Annotated in this window: 18 protein-coding genes; all 18 read right to left on the minus strand. The window is 38.1% G+C overall.

What is annotated here, in order from left to right; translation table 11 throughout:
• Positions 1-3: 3 nt before the first annotated feature.
• The 18 genes from HPS55_RS02875 to HPS55_RS02960 all read right to left on the minus strand — a co-directional run bounded on the left by HPS55_RS02875 (position 4) and on the right by HPS55_RS02960 (position 19,339).
• Positions 4-996, minus strand: coding sequence for a glycosyltransferase family 2 protein (locus HPS55_RS02875; protein WP_172175806.1), 993 nt, complete (start codon positions 994-996; stop codon positions 4-6).
• Between the two features lie 6 nt (positions 997-1,002).
• Positions 1,003-1,983 (minus strand): acyltransferase family protein, encoded by a 981-nt coding sequence (locus tag HPS55_RS02880; protein WP_349771969.1) that lies wholly within the window; start codon positions 1,981-1,983, stop codon positions 1,003-1,005.
• A 41-nt stretch (positions 1,984-2,024) separates the two neighbouring features.
• Positions 2,025-3,083: a glycosyltransferase family 92 protein gene (locus HPS55_RS02885; protein ID WP_172175810.1), complete on the minus strand. Its 1,059-nt coding sequence runs from the start codon at positions 3,081-3,083 to the stop codon at positions 2,025-2,027.
• Positions 3,070-4,260, minus strand: a complete 1,191-nt coding sequence (locus tag HPS55_RS02890; RefSeq protein WP_172175812.1) for an O-antigen ligase family protein — start codon at positions 4,258-4,260, stop codon at positions 3,070-3,072. The genes HPS55_RS02885 and HPS55_RS02890 overlap by 14 nt, the downstream gene beginning before the upstream one ends.
• Positions 4,257-4,550, minus strand: coding sequence for an LbetaH domain-containing protein (locus tag HPS55_RS02895; RefSeq protein ID WP_172175814.1), 294 nt, complete (start codon positions 4,548-4,550; stop codon positions 4,257-4,259). Before HPS55_RS02895 ends, HPS55_RS02890 begins: the two co-directional genes overlap by 4 nt.
• Positions 4,551-4,917: 367 nt before the next feature.
• Complete coding sequence (locus HPS55_RS02900) at positions 4,918-5,874, minus strand: glycosyltransferase family 2 protein (protein ID WP_172324676.1); 957 nt, start codon at positions 5,872-5,874, stop codon at positions 4,918-4,920.
• A gap of 20 nt (positions 5,875-5,894) precedes the next feature.
• Positions 5,895-7,007, minus strand: a complete 1,113-nt coding sequence (locus HPS55_RS02905; RefSeq protein ID WP_172175818.1) for a polysaccharide pyruvyl transferase family protein — start codon at positions 7,005-7,007, stop codon at positions 5,895-5,897.
• Positions 7,008-7,071: 64 nt separating this feature from the next.
• Positions 7,072-8,829: a thiamine pyrophosphate-binding protein gene (locus tag HPS55_RS02910; protein ID WP_172175820.1), complete on the minus strand. Its 1,758-nt coding sequence runs from the start codon at positions 8,827-8,829 to the stop codon at positions 7,072-7,074.
• Between the two features lie 103 nt (positions 8,830-8,932).
• Positions 8,933-9,823, minus strand: a complete 891-nt coding sequence (locus HPS55_RS02915; protein WP_172324678.1) for an acyltransferase family protein — start codon at positions 9,821-9,823, stop codon at positions 8,933-8,935.
• Entirely contained in the window at positions 9,824-10,657 is an 834-nt protein-coding gene (locus HPS55_RS02920) for an SDR family NAD(P)-dependent oxidoreductase (RefSeq protein WP_172175823.1), read from the minus strand.
• An 18-nt stretch (positions 10,658-10,675) separates the two neighbouring features.
• Positions 10,676-12,148, minus strand: a complete 1,473-nt coding sequence (locus HPS55_RS02925) for an MATE family efflux transporter (RefSeq protein ID WP_172175825.1) — start codon at positions 12,146-12,148, stop codon at positions 10,676-10,678.
• A gap of 84 nt (positions 12,149-12,232) precedes the next feature.
• A complete protein-coding gene (gene nusG / locus HPS55_RS02930) occupies positions 12,233-13,963 on the minus strand; it encodes a transcription termination/antitermination protein NusG (protein ID WP_172175827.1) in 1,731 nt (576 codons plus the stop codon).
• Positions 13,964-14,457: 494 nt separating this feature from the next.
• Entirely contained in the window at positions 14,458-15,429 is a 972-nt protein-coding gene (locus HPS55_RS02935; protein ID WP_172175829.1) for a tyrosine-type recombinase/integrase, read from the minus strand.
• Between the two features lie 1,380 nt (positions 15,430-16,809).
• Positions 16,810-17,160: a GNAT family N-acetyltransferase gene (locus tag HPS55_RS02940; protein WP_253945806.1), complete on the minus strand. Its 351-nt coding sequence runs from the start codon at positions 17,158-17,160 to the stop codon at positions 16,810-16,812.
• A gap of 332 nt (positions 17,161-17,492) precedes the next feature.
• Positions 17,493-17,747: a hypothetical protein gene (locus HPS55_RS02945; RefSeq protein ID WP_172175831.1), complete on the minus strand. Its 255-nt coding sequence runs from the start codon at positions 17,745-17,747 to the stop codon at positions 17,493-17,495.
• Between the two features lies 1 nt (position 17,748).
• On the minus strand, positions 17,749-18,258 hold the full coding sequence (locus HPS55_RS02950; protein ID WP_172175833.1) for a hypothetical protein: 510 nt from the start codon (positions 18,256-18,258) through the stop codon (positions 17,749-17,751).
• Positions 18,259-18,305: 47 nt separating this feature from the next.
• A complete protein-coding gene (locus HPS55_RS02955) occupies positions 18,306-18,650 on the minus strand; it encodes a hypothetical protein (RefSeq protein ID WP_172175835.1) in 345 nt (114 codons plus the stop codon).
• A gap of 122 nt (positions 18,651-18,772) precedes the next feature.
• Positions 18,773-19,339 (minus strand): hypothetical protein, encoded by a 567-nt coding sequence (locus HPS55_RS02960; protein ID WP_172175837.1) that lies wholly within the window; start codon positions 19,337-19,339, stop codon positions 18,773-18,775.
• Between the last annotated feature and the right edge of the window lie 202 nt (positions 19,340-19,541).

Raw genomic sequence — 19,541 nt, forward strand, 5'->3', positions numbered from 1 at the left:
TTTTCAATTATATTTTATTCCTTTGGCTTTTAAAAAGGCCTTATTTATGACAAAATAAGTTTTTACACTCCAATACGCTAATCTCATCTTCGAATTATTGGGGAATGTAAAGCCATAATTCTTAAAGTCGGTCAACAAAATACGAATTGTTGATTGGAATATTTTTAAATCAATATCTTTTACCAAAGAAGCGCTATACAACAAGTTTTGAAACATCTGCTGCATTCGCACTTCCAACCAAGCCACTGGCTGTACATACTCCATCTTACACCATTGTAAAATATTTAACAACACCTGTGGCAGGTCATCAACATTTTTTTGCCGATAGCTACCATCTTGTGTAGCAGAACCATCCCGCAAACGATAATTATACAATTCAGCATTAAGTCGGACTGGTCTCTTACAACGTGTTAGATACTTATATTGGAATTCTAAATCCTCACCAACTCTAATCTTTGGAGAAAATCTTAAAACTCCATCTATATTTTTATTTCCCAATAAGCTCCTTCGATAGAAAATACGTTGATGATGATTACAGCGATAACGCAAAAGAAAATCATTTTTATTTAACGAGTCTGCAGATAAAGAGCAATGTTTTAATAATCTTGCACTTTCAGAAGTGATATTTCCTCTAAATGTACAAAAATCAAAGAGTATATAATCTGACGAATTCATAACTTCAATATTATCTATTATGAAGTTAGGGATTATTATATCATCAGAATCAACGAACCAGACCCAATCACCTTGTGCAAGCTCTATACCAATATTCCTTGCCACACTCACGCCTCTGTTTGATTGATGAACAACCTTAAATTTATGATTTTTCTCAGCATATTCATCACAGATAGCTCCCGACGAATCTGTAGAACCATCATCTATGAGTATAGCCTCCCAAGAAAATTCCTCTAATCGGACGATACTATCCAAGCATTCTCGAAGGTATCTCTCCACGTTATAAACAGGAACAATAATCGAAATAAAAATGTTTTTCATTACATATCATTTTCCTACTGCCAATCTGAAATGACAATTGCAAAACTTAATTACCAACAAACATATACTCCAAATCAGGACTTGTTGCAACATTTTGAAACAGACATGTGAATCACATGATATATACTTGGTTGATAAATCTATAATCAACTGGTTCAGAGCAACTATTGGAAGTGTATTTTTTCCTAAGAATGACAATATAGAAACAATATGTTTATTGCTACTTTCGATAGCCTTAGAAAGAAAAAATATTCCAAAACTCCCAACACATGCAATCATGTAATATAGCATTACAGGAGAAGGAACCTCATTATTCCATAAAGACATTGTTCTGCATGTATAAAGGACTACAACAAGTGGAAACAAAAGACAAATAGCCGCCAACACCCATAGTTTCAAATTGTTTATTTGCATATGTATGATTTTTATAATATTCAGTCCAAACAAATTGGCTAAAGCATAAAACGGAAATGCAGAAAAAATCGTACCGACATACAAAAAATTAGTTCTGTAAGAACAAATTTTCAACCAAGAACCCGCAAAAACAGAAATAAATACAATGAATAGCAAAGCCCATATATTTCCCTTAAGACATTTAATAAACAAGCAGTAAAAAACTTGAACCACAAACAATACGAACAAGAACCATAAGGCACCAGGAAGAATCCCCCTTCCTAAATTGCCAACGATATTTTGTTCTGGAATAAATATGGAAGCTATTCCTATGATAAAAGTCGTAAAAATAAACAATGGTATTACTAACTGCTTAAACCGCTTTCTGACAAATGCCTTAAACTGATATTTGTTAGGTGAGAAAAACAGTCCTGATACAATAAAGAATAAAGGCATATGGAAGCTATAAATCCAATTGTAAAGTGGTTGTCCACAGGTATGACCTAACACCATTAACATGATACCAATACCTTTGATGATGTCATACAGTACAACTCTGTCTTCCCCCCCCCCCGAATAGAATTTGAAGCAAATTTCCTACATTCCATAATATTGTCCGCTAACTTCTAACATATTTATTTTGTGACTTTAAGGTATGCATTCATACGCTTCAACAACTCGTCTGAGTAACGCCAGGCTATGGTATCTTCCACATCATTATAATCAGCCTTTTTCAATGAATCGAAAAGATAATTTTCTTCTCTGTCGCCTAAGCCTCTTCTACATTTTGCCATATAATCTTCGGCAGATTTTGTCATATAATGATTTATACGCAATTTTTTATAATGGCATTCGCTTGTTGCCCACCCCATTTGCTTATGCCCAGAGAATTCAAATACAGAAAAAGCTCCTCTTTTATAAAAAGGATAATGAGGAGATATGTAAAATTGTACCATTCTTGGATTGCAAATGGTCTTGATGTGCTTGTTTATAAAATGAGTGTCGCTTGCGCGTTTCGTATAATTATGGGTAATAAGACCTTTAGGCCTTTTCGCATGTCCAGAAGTTCCATAGGTAGCCCAGTTGACGGCAATACCAGCTGCACCTGCATCTGCCCCCCCAATTATATCATTTATGACATCTAATATTTTTCTGTTAGAATCTATAGGAACAATATACTCATCCATATCTATAAACGCCATCCACCTACATTTCTCTTTGCCTAAGACAAGTGCATCATTATAGGCTTCAAGCTGTTTGCCACGACCATCAATGTAAGTATATGTCACATAGTCCATATCAACATAAGGTTTTAATAATGCCTTTGTATCATCTGTGCTTCCATTATCATAAAAATAAATATGGTCAACTCCCATTAAACGATAAAATTCAATCCATTCCAACAAATAAAGAGATTCGTCTTTGCTACAGGTAACAACCGCAAGTTCATACATAAAGTTCTTCTTTTTCTCTTCTTCCATGATTCGATATGTTTTACCAAATCCATATATATTTTCATATACTTTAATGAAGAAATATTTAATTAACAAATATGGCAATATCAGCAGAAGAAGAGCATAAGGACGCCATCCATTACCGTTACGGACTATAGGAAAGACAATGTCATTGTTATAAAGATATATGTCAATCCAATATTTAAAAGTTTTCCTTTTTAGAAATTCAATTATTTTCATATTTTATAGATGTAATGTTGAACTTTGGGAATGTCAATATATATCCGACTTCTGTCCAAAACAATATACAGAGATAATATCCTGCAGTCAATATATACCCTTCTGTCATAGAGTGAAAAGACAAGAAAGCAAAAGTGCAATATATGAGTTTAAACTTATCACTATGCTTAAGATATTTCTTTCTTTTGATTAATGGAATTAATATTATGCACATACCAGCTGCTCCCAAAAGACCTGTCTGGAATAATATAGACAACCACCCAGAACCTGTTTCACTTCTGCCGATGACCCTATAACCATTATAGTAATTGACGGCAAAACCATTACCAAATATTGGGTTATCTTTAAACTTTGCATATTGAGTTTCCCATCGTTCTGTACGCGAACCATATTTTGAATCTTTACCAGCCTCAAACTTTGCCATCATTCTTCCTGACTTTGACATATAAAATGGCAATGTTGCAGAAACTAGCACAATAATAATAAGTACGATTTTGAGAAATTTCCAAAAACTTGTAAAGTATGTGAACAGAAGTATTACAATTGCTATTAAGGATGCGAACAGAGCAGTTCTTGATCCAGACACTACTGTAATCATAATAGAACCCAATAGCGCAACACCAAGCAACAGTTTTTGAACTTTGTTGCTTGCATTAAGTACTTGCCACGTTAAAACAACATTTCCCAATCCAACAGCAGCTCCCATCCACATAGGATGAGGGAAAAAAGCAGAAAAATCCCACGACACATCTCCTTCTTCAACAACAAACATATTAATGCCTGCATAATAGCAGAGCAAGCAGCCTATCGAAAGTATAGGAAAGACATTCAAACAATAATATAAATACTTTTCCCGAAATCTAAATAAAGAATTAGAATTCCAAAAAGAAGTACATGATAAAATGATTAAAGTAAATACCAATATTCTATAGTTCCAAGCACTAGATACCACAACAGAGATATAGCAGGCAGCCAAGAATAAAATATAATAACTTGCCATACTACATGAGCTTTTCTTTTGTCTATAAGCATTGAAAAATAGATACACAATACCTAAAAGGTATATAAATAATCCATTAGATATAAAAACAATTGTACTTGCAACTAAAGAAAAGCCTAGTAAATAGAATTTCAGATTTTGCCGAATATCCAAACATAGTATACGTATATATTTCATTGTTTTAAACTAAAATTTCCATGAAATGTTTGTTCTAAGCACCTTCGCAGGTCCCCCCCAATTAGTGTATTTGACAACTTGAATTTTTTTGTAACAAGAGAAGACTGAGCAACAACAGAAGAATTAGCAATCTCGCTGTTTTTCTGGAATTTGGAATCAGAAGCAATCCAAACATGATTCCCTATTTTTATTGGACCGTGATTAACATGTTCACCGCCATTTTCCATCAAATGATGACCATCAGTCGTATTGAAAGAAACATTCCAACCGATTAATACATCATCACCCATAACGATATTATCAGAACATCTAAAAAGACAATTTCTATTACAATAAAAATTATTTCCGACTATTAATTTAGAATTTGCCTAAATTAAAATTCTATGTCCTTGCGCAAATACCGCATTTCCTTTAATCTGCAGTTTTCCTTCACGCTCTATTGCAAGCAATGACTCAGAAGATGGAAGCAATGAATATTCCTTATATCCAAAAGTTATCATATACCTATAAACAGAAGGCGCGTCAATAATAATCGCCCCTCTATACAAATTCGTCTTTACCCTGAAAGATATCAATATGGGTACTTTTATAGCTTGTTTTATCGGTAAATATCGAAGACAAAACAACAGCGAATATAAAAAATCTATATATTTCATCTTATAAAAATTTTCGATATATGTTTCTTATAATTTGATATAGTCTTAAAATACCAATCATTTTATATTTTAACAAATAAGCACCGGTTTTCTCTGTCGAATTCTCAAAATATTCATTTCCCAATTCAGGAAAAGTACTATACCACAAATGATACTTCTCTTTCGTAATTTTTCTTTTGATACAACCATCCTTAACTAAAATCTTTAAATTGTTTAATTCTTTACAAAACAAATCTGAATATCCATATTTCGATATGACGTACTCTATCTTATTAACTGCATCTATTATCTCTTTATAATAAGAAATAGAATCCTTTTTTGTAAGTGATCCCACAATAGTCCTATCATAGCTATAAAGTGGCTCTTTCACAAAGGAAATGACTGAACATGCCAACAAATACTCTATTACGAATGCCAAATCTTCCCAAATATGCAAATGTTCAATAAACGAAATAGAATTGTCATCTACTATTTTTTTCTTGAAAAGTTTATTCCATAACACCCCCCACTCCTTAGCCAACAATAATGCCTTTATAAAAGAAATCTTATCATATGGTGTATCACAACAGATCATGCTTCCATTCTGCCCCATCTCATAATAAGCACATACAGCCATATCAGACTGTGCAGAAGTTATTTCTCTTAAAAGCAAAGCCAAGTAATGCTTATCAATGAAATCATCCGAATCAACAAAAGCAAAATATTCTGTAGAAACATGCTTTATTCCAAATTGCCGTGTATAAGCGACCCCATGATTTTCATTATGAAACACTCTCACTCTTTCATCTTTCTCAGCATACTCATCACACATCTCTCCCGACTTATCCTTGCTGCCATCGTCTATAAGAAGCAACTCAAAATCGGTAAAGGTTTGGACAAGGATACTGTCGACACATCGTTGTAAGTATTGCTCGGCATTGTACACTGGCACAATGATAGTTATCTTTGGCTTATTCATTGTATATCGGACAATATATTTTAGAGAGCATTTTTCAAAAATACCATTGATTCCACCCTCGTGTTTTCAAGTTTTTCATATACTGCATCATAATCTATATCAGACAAATTCAATGCCTCGGAAGCATTATTTACAATGCGATTCATCAGACCAAAATAATCTAACAAACTTTCTATTCTTGAAATGCCACGCTCTTTGTTTGCCACTACAACAAATGGCTTTCTGAAAAGTATTGAGAAAACACAGGCATGAAAAGAGTCCGTTACAACAAACTTGGCATCATAGAATCCTCTAAGCCATCTCTCAACAGGTGGCTGCACTCGCTCTTCTAATGGAGCTGAATAATCTTCCACACGAGAGTTTAACCGAAAAGGCTTATTGTTAGTTTTTACAGCTATCTGCTGTATTAATGCCACTTTGTTATCATCTCTGTCAAGAATATAATCAAGCAATGTTCCGTCGCTTTGTGGAATTCCTAATTCTTCAAACAGTTTGATATAATCATCTCTATTCAAGAGCATCGTAGGATCTAATACCCATTCAGCATCATGGTTTAAATGTTTCAGACAAAGCTCCACTCCAGACTGCTCCCTGACAGATACTGCATCAAACATATTCAATAGACTCTTACATTTTTCGGTCTGCACATCGTTGTATTCCCATTTGTCAACACCAAAAGAAGGAGCGTATGCGATACGCCTGATACTCCATGTCTTGGCAAAATCGAGAAAGGCTGTCTCTATCAGTGGATTGTATTTAGGTCTCCAAATCTGGTCGGAGCCTACTACAATAGCATCAAAATCTTTTTTACGCAATCCATAAAAGTCTGTCAACTCAAAACGATGTATATACTTATTGATAAAAGGTTGTGTATATTTCCTTTTCACGCTATTTATATAAGTGGCAAGTTCTTCAAACCGAACAACAGCATCTTTCTTTCCAAGCAGATATTTACATACCGCTCTCTTGGGATATGCAAACAATGCTTTAAGGAAAGATATTTTATATTGATAAGGACGGTCAAATATCACCACCTCATGCCCCATCCTCTCAAGAACTGTCTGCAACGCGTATGCCTGTAATATTCCTCCATAATTAGTATGGAGAGGAAGAGTCAATATTCCGATTCTCATTACCCTATCCGAATAATTTTGCTGTTAACCATAACAATATTTTCAACAACTGTATTTTATATTTTCATTTTCCAACAATGCCCTTAATACATTTAATGGCAGAATCACCCATAAAAGATTTAATCGCCTTTTTTACTGTATGCTTAAAAACATCTTTTTTATCTATTACTGTATTTAAAACCATTTCCAAAGCACAGCTTTCATCGTCTGTTTCTGTAAACACTTCAAAAAGAATTGGCTTATCTATTTTTGTGGTAGTTAGAAATCTATCAATTACATCATTGAACTCCACCTTGTTACGTGCTGAAAAATATTCATATCCCAAATCTGTAGCATAATCCCTAACTAATCTATCTGACTTGTTTCCATAATGTCCGGCTGCAGCAATGTATTTATCTGCTTCATCACCGAGAAAATAGCAAGGATGGTTGTAATTACGGAATTCATTTCCCTTACCATTGTTAATCAGCATGATGCGGACATTATTACCAACATGGCGGTTACCTACTACATTCATATCGTAGAAGAATGCCAAATCGCCCAATACACCTATGAAGAGTTTTTCCGGATGGGCAAACGACGCTCCCATCATTGTCGACACGCCACCGTCTATACCAAAACCACCAACGTTGCACTTTGCTTGTATACCAACCGGCAGTTTGAAGAAGTTCCACGAGCGCAAGCTGTGATAAATACCGAGATGCAACTCACAGCCGGAAGGCAATTTATCTACCATGTGTTGGGCCATCCATATATTGCTAAATGGCAACTCCGGCAACTTTTCTTTCAGTGCCTGTATTTCGGAGTTCAAACTATCCAAATATTCTGTATGAACATTATCTTTATCTGAATAATGATTAAAGAATTCCTCTTCCGGCATCATAAATACCCTTCTAAGCGTACCAAAAGTATCACGCAAAGCACCATCAAGACTGACTCGCCAAGTATGCTTAGCACGAATACAGAATTGGTCACCAGATACCTCACCTATATGAACACATAAATTCGCTTTAGTCAATTCTGAAGACCATTGTTTTTGTCCACAAACCAGCTGTGCGTGAACTTCATACTTTCCCCTATAACCGCTTGTATGGTCGCAGCATACTACTGCATCATGAGTGGCACAAAAACGGTCCACAGCTTTAGTCAAAGATTCTGTGAAATCAGCATGAGAACCTATACGTACAATTATTTTCCCGTCCTGTGGCATTGCAGGCCATTCCTTGTCAAAGACTGTATGACGATAAATTGCATTTACATTAGGTATTTCTGTTATGCTGAAGTCATGACTGTATTTTGTATACATATTTATATGCGCCGGACCTCCACCGTTCATCGTTAGGGCAAGCATTGCTTTATTTGCCTCTATTTCACAATAGCGTTCATCCTCCTTGTCCTTTACCATCGGAATGGTAACACTCTCCATTGCAATATCGTTTGGAAGATTGCGACGGTCTATCTGCTGGTCTACCAAATGCCCTACCTTATGATTCCCACGGGTTGAGGTTATGGCAAGTATCGGTAGTTTGCGATAATAAGCTTCGGTCAACCCCGGCATATAATTACGTGAAGCAGTTGCTCCAGTACAACTTATCACAACAGGTTCGCCTGTCTCGGCCGCCATGCCGCAGGCAAGATAAGCAGCACTGCGTTCATCAACCGATGACCATATCTTAAACCACGGATCATTCTCAATACTAACCACAAAGGTCATATTAGTCGTACCCGGCGATGCTATCACGCGATGAATACCATGAGCCTTCAATAAAGCTATGACTATTTGAACATTACGCTCGGTTGTATATTTGAATTTTGATTCCATTATCTTAAAAACTTATATATAGGTTTTATCTTTCTTAGCAACATAAGTATAAAAACAGTGACTGATGTTATGCATATTGCAGACAACATATTAATATGATCATTCATCTGAGACCAAATGGCAACAATAACATAAAGTACATAGGGATGTAATAAATAAAAAACAAAGTCTCGCTTCCAACCTTTGCAAGTATATTCCTACTCCAATCTCTTTTGAATTTGCATACGATTAATATCAGATAACATAGAATTGAAGAACCGCACAAAAACATCAATCGAAAAAACAGACCTTTGAAGTCTGGATAAGGGGAGATTATAACAACAAGCCATCTTGGATTAAATGACGAGATTAGTATTGCCACAAACAAGACTATCACAATAAGACCCGATAACAAATATGTACGGGGGGGGGGGAGAACTACCTTATTATCAACAGTTTTCAATACACTTCTTCCATAATAATGCCCTAAAAAGAAATACGGCATAAAGCTAAAAAATCTTTGAAAACCAAATTCACCTTGTATAGGAATGAATCCGACCAACAAACTCAACAGAACAGAATATGAAACGGCATACTTCTTGTTTATATTTTCCGGTAATGCGGATATCAGTATTCTCCAATAAAAAAGACACAACAAATACCACAATGCAAAACTGGGACACACGATGCCATGCAGTGAATGACGGACACCGGCCACAATCCATTTCAAAACTAAATCTACAATATGAAATACAACAAATAGTTTTATCAACTTTTGCGATTTTCCGAACTGTACAGCCAAAAGTTTCCTTTTAGTCAAATATCCACTCAAAAACACAAACAATGGCATATGAAAGGCATATATACCCTTAACACTATGCCACGTCAGCGCATCACATTCCACATTTGCACCGATCGGTATCAGTCCATTCAATAAAGGAATATGGGCGTATATAACCAAGATGATAAGAATCATCTTCAGTGCATCAAGACTGTAATCTCTATTACCAGCCATTTATTTCCAACGTGCATTGATTGTTTTTCCTTCGTTGCATACCAATATCTGACCATTCAGACAGTTGGATGCATCAGACAGCAAGAAGCAGGCCACTTCAGCAACCTCCTCCGGAAGATAATAACGGTGAGTGATATTGCCATACCGCAAATCACCATCTGCATCACCACCGACCATATCAGATACTGTCACTCCCGGAGCTACGGCATTGATGCGATACCCTTCTTTGACATAACGATAAGCCAAACCTTGAACCAGACTGTTCAAAGCGGCCTTTGTCAAACCATAAGGACGTTCATCGACTGTCATGCTTGTCTCGGAAGAAGTGAAGAGTATTTTCTTTGTTTCCTCCACTTTCTTGTCACGACATTTCTCAATGAATGCTTGGGTCAGGAAAAAAGCTCCTTTCAGATTGGTGTCTATTTGGGCATCAAACTGTTTGGAAGAAACGGAAAGGAATCCATCTTCGTGAAGCGATATTCCCGCGTTGTTGACAAGACAATTCACTCCGTTCAACATTCTATCTGCTTTTTCCATAAAGGATTTAAATGCCTCCGTGTCCTGCACATCCAAGGTAATATATTGGCATCCTAACTCTGATGCACTTTTCCGCAAGGTCTGTTCGTTTCTTCCTACTATCAACACTTCAGCCCCTTCGGCTATAAATTTCTTTGCCATGGCAAAACCCAAGCCACGACCGCCACCAGTGATTACTATTTTCTTTCCTTTCAACTGGTTGTTGGGAGCAAGATAATGGATATGGGCATAAATAGGCTTTGTCTCACCATGAATTATAAATGATATAATATGTTTAATCTTTGATTTTATATTCATTTTACTTTTTATTCATTATTATATTTTAGAAAATATTCTATCTTTTAAAAACCTGCGTTCGTCATTGTCCAAACCAACTAAATAAATAACACTAACAGATGAAATTAAACTTGCAAGTACAACAATGCCCAAACGAATAATGCTTTCTGACATCCCCCAAAATATAATAATCGGAACTACAGCAGAAAACAAACCTACAACATGTGTCTTCAACACAACTCCACCAAGATACATAGCCGCAGGTATCCCCGTCATGGAATGTACCAAATGATAACGTACATATATAAGGCCCCAATAAACAATAACAAATATATAATATGAAAAAACAGCAGGAGCACCTAACTTAAAGGCTATCCATGTCAACGGAAACGGTACACATCCAAAGACGGTAATCCAAAACTGATAATGCATAATATTTCCATGTGCCATTTGCAAAGTTACAAGCGTATTTCCTAAAAGAGTAGAAAATGTCGACAATATTGTCCACACCATAAAGACATCCGCTTGCTCCGGAGGTGTACCTAACCACAATCGTAAAATCTGATGAGACTCTATCATAACAGGTAAAGCAAGTACAAACATAATGTAAAAAGAGAAACGGCATCCTCTACATGCAAGTTTAAATGCTGTCTCTTTATCTCCAACTGCATAAGACTTGGTTATTTGTGGGTTTAGCGCAATCATAAAATTATTCACAAAATTCTGAATAATCCCATTTACTTGAACTGCAACACCTCTCGCCGCATTGACTACTACACCAAAGAAAAGGTTCATAAGCATATTTATACCTTGGGTATTTAATATCCATGAAGCCTGTGCAAACAAATTCCAACCTGCAAACCCCCACATTTCCTTAAACAGACTCTTATTAAAACGAAATTTAAAAGACGTTTCTTCAAACTTTTTAAAACAATACACCCAATAAATCAATGTTGTCATAACAGATACACAAACACCCGCAATGGCATAAGTGACAAGCTTATCTATTGGAGATATGTAAAGAACATAGCATATTACAAGTTTTAATATAGCGTCAAAAATAGTCATATAAGCAAACGCTGACATTTTCTCATGAGCAATAATAGCAGAATTGAATGGTACGCTCATTAAAGAAATAAATGTTGTAAGAGTTGCACAATGAAGACACCAATGGGTGGCAAATTCTCTTCCTTGTGGTATCTGCATTTTTGTATTCACAAACCACATTCCAAAACTCTCAATAAGTACAACAATAAGCAAACTCATAAAAAGCTGCACAGAAATAGATGTTGAAAATACCTGTTTTAGCCTTATAATATCACCTTTTCCTAATTCTACAGTTATAAATCTACTAATTGCATTACTCATCGAACTGGTTATAATGCCAAACATTGAAAGGAAACCTGCTATAACATTATTTATTCCATAGTTTTCAACTCCAAGCGCCTGTAAAACTACTCTTGAAGTAAAAAGCCCAATAAACATTAGTACTATCATGCGTAAATAAAGCATAATAGTATTACGAACTATACGCTTATTATCCGTTATTTGAGACATAATAATGTAAGCATCTTATATATAAATATAAAAAAACAATCATCTTCCCCCCTCCACATTATGCAAAAACACAAAGCGCTGTACAAGATGGCGCCATTCAAGGAAGCGCTGGCGTTGCCACAGCTCTATTGCGGCAGGGATGCAGTCACGGACGAGGCGGCACACGGGATAAAGGCTGCGAAGCAATGACACTGGCAGGCGGTATCCGGAAGCAGGCAATTTGTCGTATCGTGCAACGACATCGTCAAGCGTAAACCCATGGACGGCAGTGGCAAAGCCGCAAAGACAGGGCGAGATATGGGTGATGTTGCCATGAGTAAGCAGACGGACTGTCTCGTTATAACCTTTATCGGCCAAGTCTTCAAGAAACCCTGCACGCTCCTCTTCCGTCAGTCCCACATAACGGTGGATAAAGCCTCCCCAATTTACCATTGCCTCGATGCCGGAACCGTCGGTATCCGGTTTAAGGGATATGTGGGCATAATAAACACAGTTACGGTCCGATGATTCGGGACGTCCGGTTTTGGATTTCATCCCACGTTTTCCTGTCATGGCAGAGTTGAGACAGGTTTCACCATGCCCATTTGGCTTGACGAAAACATGCTTAAGATTCACACGCAATATCAGTTCGGTAAAATCACTGTGCTGGAGCAATACAAAGTTTCCGCCTTCGGGTACGTGCACGCCGGAAGTGGGAGTGAGAAACGGACGGAGCGGCATGTCGGGAACAAGATCTTCCAGTGCCCGCGCCACACTGTTGTCCGCACTGTTGAAAAACCGCTTGAGCGACTCCAATGCCCCTCTCTCCGCATCACTCATCTGCTCGATATACACGGCCTGCCTTGCAATCTCCATACTGTCAGCTTCATCAGATTCCATCACCCGTTTTCCCGCCATGGCAGATTTGATACATGTTCCGCTATGCTCATTTGGCTTTACGGAAACGCTCTTCCGAGCCTTAGCCACTTGCAGAAGGAGAGTCTGACATTCGTCTATCGAAGATACCTTATTGTAATGGTAGAGAATGTTCCGTAAAACAGCAGGTGCCGTATCGACAAAACCGGCTGCTTGGAGCCTGCCTGTAAGAAAATCGATATATCTCCAGGTATTGGGTATCTGCGCCTTTTTTCCTTTCCCCGATTCTCTGACGACAATATAACTGAAACGCCGTATGCCGGAAAGGCTTACACACATGTTGCCCAAACGAAAGAAAAGATGGCGGTCTTTCACACCGTGCGACTTCAGCTGCCTGATGACACCGGTGAAGCCGGCAAACGGTCCGTCGACAATCATGACTGTATCATTCTCGGAGACAAGATGATTGTACGACTCACCGACAATCCTGACGTCTTCGACATTGGCGGCACGCTGCTCTATACAGACTTTGTAACGATATATGTCTTCATCCGGAATACTTGACTTTTCAAGAATCGAGTCAAGACTTTGCGGCTCTGTGGAATACGTGAAGAGATGGGCATTGCCATATACCTGCCGGTGTCTGCCGGCAATGGTGCGATCGGTTTCGTCAGGTTTAAGGAAATAACCTCTCGTTGTAAGATGGGCCTTGAGCTTGTTCCGGTCGCAGGCATATACAAACAAGATACCGTTGATGGCCGGTCTGAAACGGATGGGTTTGCTGTCTTCCATGCCGATTTCTTTCAATTCCTGACGCACGACGGGAAAATAAATCTCCCCTATCCCATCAAGTCTGAGCAAGTCGTCTATAGCCCCTTGCTCTTTATAGAAATCGGTCTTGACGATATACCACATAAATACATTCCTCTACCTCCCTCGAAAAGCGGACAGCCTCTCAGGTCTTTTGATTGTGATATTACTCACAGTACTGAAAATCAATAGATTATCTTCCACTAATCGTCAATACTTTTATGTTCTGCAACGGTTCCCATATATAACGGAAAGACCATACCAAAACATTCATCATTCTGCGACATCATTATCAGAATATATTTAACATATCATACACCCTTATATGTGTAACTCTTAAATAGAGTAGATATGAATTGTATTCACTATCACTTTAATGTTTTGCAAAGATAAACAAAAAACTGAAAATAAACCAATTGCAAGTTCTTATTTTTGGTTTTGTCGCAATCTTTTCTAATTATACAATTCTACAAAACATTTGACTTAATCCGGAAATACAGAAAAATTTTAGATCCATCAAACTCTAATATGCTGATAATCAGATTGTTTATGATTCATATCTACTCTATTTAAGAGTTACACAGATTTGCATTACAGAATTACCCGTTATTTTTCTTTTCATACAAAGAGCGTATCACCACATCCGTGGCCCTGTCCACATCTGACGTATCGATGGTGGAAAGATATATATAGGTAGTTTTTTCTGACTCATGCCCCATGCAACGGCTTATTGTGGATACCGGTATATCGGATGCCTTTGCGGCAGTGGCCCATGAATGTCGGGCGACATACATTGTAAGATTGGTGGATATGCCAAGCATTCGGGCCAGCCGCTGCAGACGTCGGTTGATGCACTGCGTGGCTGTGATATACTGCCTGTGTGCCAAACGGGTGTCCTCGGCAGTAACTATAGGCAAAAGATAGTTTGTCGAGCGGCTGGCATAACGGCTGACTATCTCTTCCATCTCCCGGTTCCATTTCACAACGACCAGCCGTCCTGTCTTCTTTCTGCGATATGAAAGCATGTCGTCTTGCAGATTGCATGGTCTGAGATAAGCCATGTCGACAAACGACATGCCGCGTGTGCAGAAAGAGAACATGAACATATCCCTTGCATAGGCTATTTGCGGATAAAGAGTGAGATCGGCATCACGTATACGTCTGATCACCGAAATAGGCAAAGCACGCTTCACCGTAAGGTCAACGCCGGTATAGACACGCCTGAAAGGATTGGCGCCATGACCTACCAGACCGTCGTCTGCAGCACGGTTGTAGATGGCCTGAAGATTGCGGAGATAATAGGAAGTGGTGTTGCGTGACTTGCCCGACTCCCGCAGCCACGTCTCGTATGCGCTCATCAGATTGGCATCGAACCGGCTGAAAGACACTTCCACATCGCCGTTAAAACGAATAAAACTGCGCAATGACGAGGCATATTTCACAGCCACAGGCTTGCCCGCAGCCATAAGCCGCTCTATGACATATCTTGCATAAGATATATATCCACCCGGCTTATAATACTCACTGTCCCGAACTGAGGACTTACGAAACTTAGTCTTAACTGTTGCCATATATTTATTGTATTTAAGTAAGTTAGTCAACAAAATTAAACTATATCATCCTCCGGACAAAACATTCCCTAATAGAACGCGCCCCAACGGGGCAACAAGCACATAGCCCAGGGCAGAGCGCAGCGGCACCCCGGGAATCGACATCGACAATCCCCGCGCCCGGCAAGGGCAAAAGCATAAAAACATATGGGATATGTAAAATGTAATTATCTGATAATTAATGCTTTTGCCATTGCAGGGCGAATAGGATAATAGAACATGACACCCAGGGTGCCGCTGCGCTCTACCCCGGGCTATGTGCTTGCTGCCTTTTCAAGGCGCATCCATCCTATATCTGGACGATTATATAATTTAATTTTGTTGACCAACTTAAGTGAGCAAAATTAGTCTATATTTCTGAACGTAGAGAAACAAATGATGTCCGTTTTATTCTGAAAAAAACTCATTTTATTTTTCTCGAAATAGAAAAGCCGGGAGGCCTTCTCTGCTTTCTTGACACACATTTTTTGCATGGTTTTCTTCCCGGGAGGGCCTCCCGACACTCCCGTTAGGGCCGTTTCGCAGTCTGGCGGGGCCCTTATCGCAATGCAACAACGGCCTTATTGCAAGGCGAAAAGACCCTCTCTGCTTTCTTGACAAAACCTTATTGTCATAACACACTGATAATCAGTGCTTCCCATTTAAACAGAAATGAGCCGTTTTCGGGACCATGGCCGGAAATTGTGGTTCAGATGTCGCTTAACATATGTTAAAGTAATGATTATTCGGAATGGAATCCCGTTTAAGCAAGGCGTCAATTATCATACGGACATAGGATGGATGCACCTTGAAAAGGCAGCAAGCACATAGCCCGGGGCAGAGCGAAGCGACACCCCTGGAACAACACGATTGTACGCACTCGCCCTAAAAGGTAGGGTGTCCAAAACTTGTCGCTGGATATAGGATGGATGCGCCTTGGAAAGGCAACGAGCACATAGCCCGGGGCAAAGCGTAGCGGCACCCCGGGAACAACACGATCGCATCCATTCGCCCTGAAAGGGCAAAAGCATTAATTATCAGACAATTACATTTTCATATTCGATATGTTTTTATGCTTTTGCCCTTGCAGGGCGCGGGGATTGTCGATGTATTATTCCCGGGGTGCCGCTTCGCTCTGCCCCGAGCTATGTGCTCGTTGCCTTTTCAAGGCGCATCCATCCTATATCCGAGTGATTATGTAGTTTGATTCTGTTGACTAACTTAATATATTTATTTGACTATGATTTCAGAATGAGCGACAAGTTTTGGACACCCTACCTTAGAGGGCAAGACTGTTGCTGTCACTTCCTTCGTCATCTGATTGCAACAGACTTGCCCAAACGGGGCTTACTGTGCCGTGTTTTATAACGCCAGATGAAGTATTGGATATGGTCTGCCGGAATCGTCAGTCTCATCTCTGCCTATAATTCTGAATCCCTTTGAACGGTAAAACGCAAATGCAGATGGATTTTGCTCGTTCACATCAACCTTGCTTACCCCCTTTGTTTTGGAGAAACCAATCAGAACTGAGCCATAACCACATCCACGAACGCAATCGTCTATGAACAACATTTCAATTTTGTCATCACACAATCCGATGAAACCTGCGATAGAATCATCTATTGTCAGCGCATATAGATCAACATTCGGAAAATAATCAAGTATCAAAGCTGTTTTTATCGCTTGAATGACAGTTCCATCCAAAAAAATCATGGGTCGCCCTCACCGAACGCTCCCATATACCGACAAGCGCAGGATAATCATTCTTATTACATCTTACAATCTGCTTCATAATGCAAAATTAGCGATTTTAGATGAGATTTCATGCCGATTATGTGGCAGTATGTTTTCACCGTTCCGTAGTCGTGGCTCCTGTTATTGTCTAATCAACAACGATTTTTAACTTGCTTAACATTGGGAAACGTGTGGCGACGGGGATATTCTTTAGCCTTTTGCCTGAAAAATCTCCAGACCTCCCGTTGTCAGCTTGTATTTTTAAGCCAAAGGGCGAACATCCCCTCTGTGTGTCTCACGCCTTGCAGGTGTCAAGCAAGCGAAAACCGATGGTGATATACAAATAAAAAAATGTCGCAACGATGAAAACAAACAGCCACATAAAAAGTCTCTATCTGTTTTGATATAGTAGATACAAGTGCATCCAGTTGCTCAATCTTCTCCCTGACAGTCGCAAGTGTGGAGATATGCGCTTCAATCTTTTGAAGCCTACCATGTCCATCATATATACCTCGACCAAGTCGTTTGTCGAGTATCTCTTCTACTTGTTCTGTTATTGTCTGCATTTTATTTTGTAGCTAAAGCCAATTGTTTATAATTTTCAAATTTGGCTAATCTATTCGCATAATCAGTTGTGTATGGATTTTCACCCTTCACAATTTTGTAAAGCGAATAAATATTGCCTATACCTATTATTTTGAAGGCAGTTTTTGATACTGCCTTAGTTTTTTCAGATAATGTTAGTTTCACATCATTTATACTTTGAATCGTTATATCTCTATTTTCAATATCTCCCATCAGATGCTGACACATAGCAAGCCCGACATAGGATGAAATAAGATTTTCATTTTCTTCAACTGAAATGGCATCGATAAATCGCTCTTTCGCTGTCTTTATATAATCTAACCTATTTATATCTGAAGATGCGGTTTGGGCATACTCCAGATTTTGAATTGCACTTTTGAATGCTTGATGAAGTAATTTCTGAACATTACCACCGACACTCTCAATTAGACCAAAGTAAGCGGCGATAGAAGTCGCCATGTTTATGCTTCCGAATATTACAGCCGGTGTCATAACAACATCCTTTTATATAATGGTTGTATTCAAAAGATTACAATTAATTAAAAGCCATGATCTGCATCTGGGTCAGGATGGGTAGCATACACATAATCTTTGCTACAATTTACACATGTAATCTTTTTAGGAGAAACCATAATATCGCTTCCTATACAATTCAAATGACTGCAATGACAGCAACGTATAAAATAAACATCGCATTTTTTACAATAAAGATATTTTTCTGTTTGTGGAATGTCAGAGAAATCATAATAAATAGTTTTTCCTACATTGAATATACCTTTAGCAATATTCCATGGTTTAGTCATTTTGAGGAAAAATTCTCCAACATGCCTAAGAGTCTTTTCGTCATAATCCAAAAGCTCAGTCTCGCAATATGGGCAACTCATAATTTTAGCTTTAAAATAATAAGTTTATACATTCCATCAAGAAGCCTGGTAAAGCAACCAGCCATACGATGGCTTTTAATTCTTTGTTCATGACCTCAAGCATTTAAAGAGAATATCACAATTTAGTGTGGTATGGCTATTTTGGCAATAGCAATATACGGTCTAATTTTTTTATATCCTCTATAGACGTCTTTTGCTGAGATTTTCGCCTTTTCGCTAAAGCTAAATCCCTTGAAATTAGAAAATTCATTCAACATCTGAGTACATCTTTCTATAAGTTCAAAACAAACCTCTGTTGAAAGATTGACCCACGCTTCTGTATCCATACTGAACCAAAAGTCTCTATTAAAGAACCAATCTCCAGCAACATTAATAAACGCTCCATTATTGAATCTCTTATCAAGACCATCAAGTATCGATTGAGAAAGCAGAGGACACTTTTGCGCTAGTACTTCGATTGTTCCAATGGATGTATCCAACAAACCGTCCAATATGCTTTTCATTTCGCCGTCCATCATAATGGATACCCACGCTTTATGAGAGTTAAAACCTCCTAATAGTATAATGTAATATATAAGTCCTTGTCTTTCTACGCCAATAATATCTAAATCCCCCTGTTTCTTTCGAAATACCTCAAATATTTCATTTCTGCCATCTGTAACTGGCTGAAATTTTTCTCTTGTTTTCATATCGGATATAATATTAAGTTAATTAATTTCGCAAAATTAGTCATAATCTACGAGATGACAAAGGAGATTGCCAATTATTTTAAGTTGTAAAGATTACTTTTAACATTTGCAATCCATTGATGTTTAGTAAATTTCAAGACATGTCTTAATTAAATGATTTAACAGTAGACTGTTGTGACATAAGGAGGTGTATCAAAATTCA

This window comes from Xylanibacter rodentium (assembly GCF_013166575.1).
Taxonomy (GTDB): Bacteria; Bacteroidota; Bacteroidia; order Bacteroidales; family Bacteroidaceae; genus Prevotella; species Prevotella rodentium.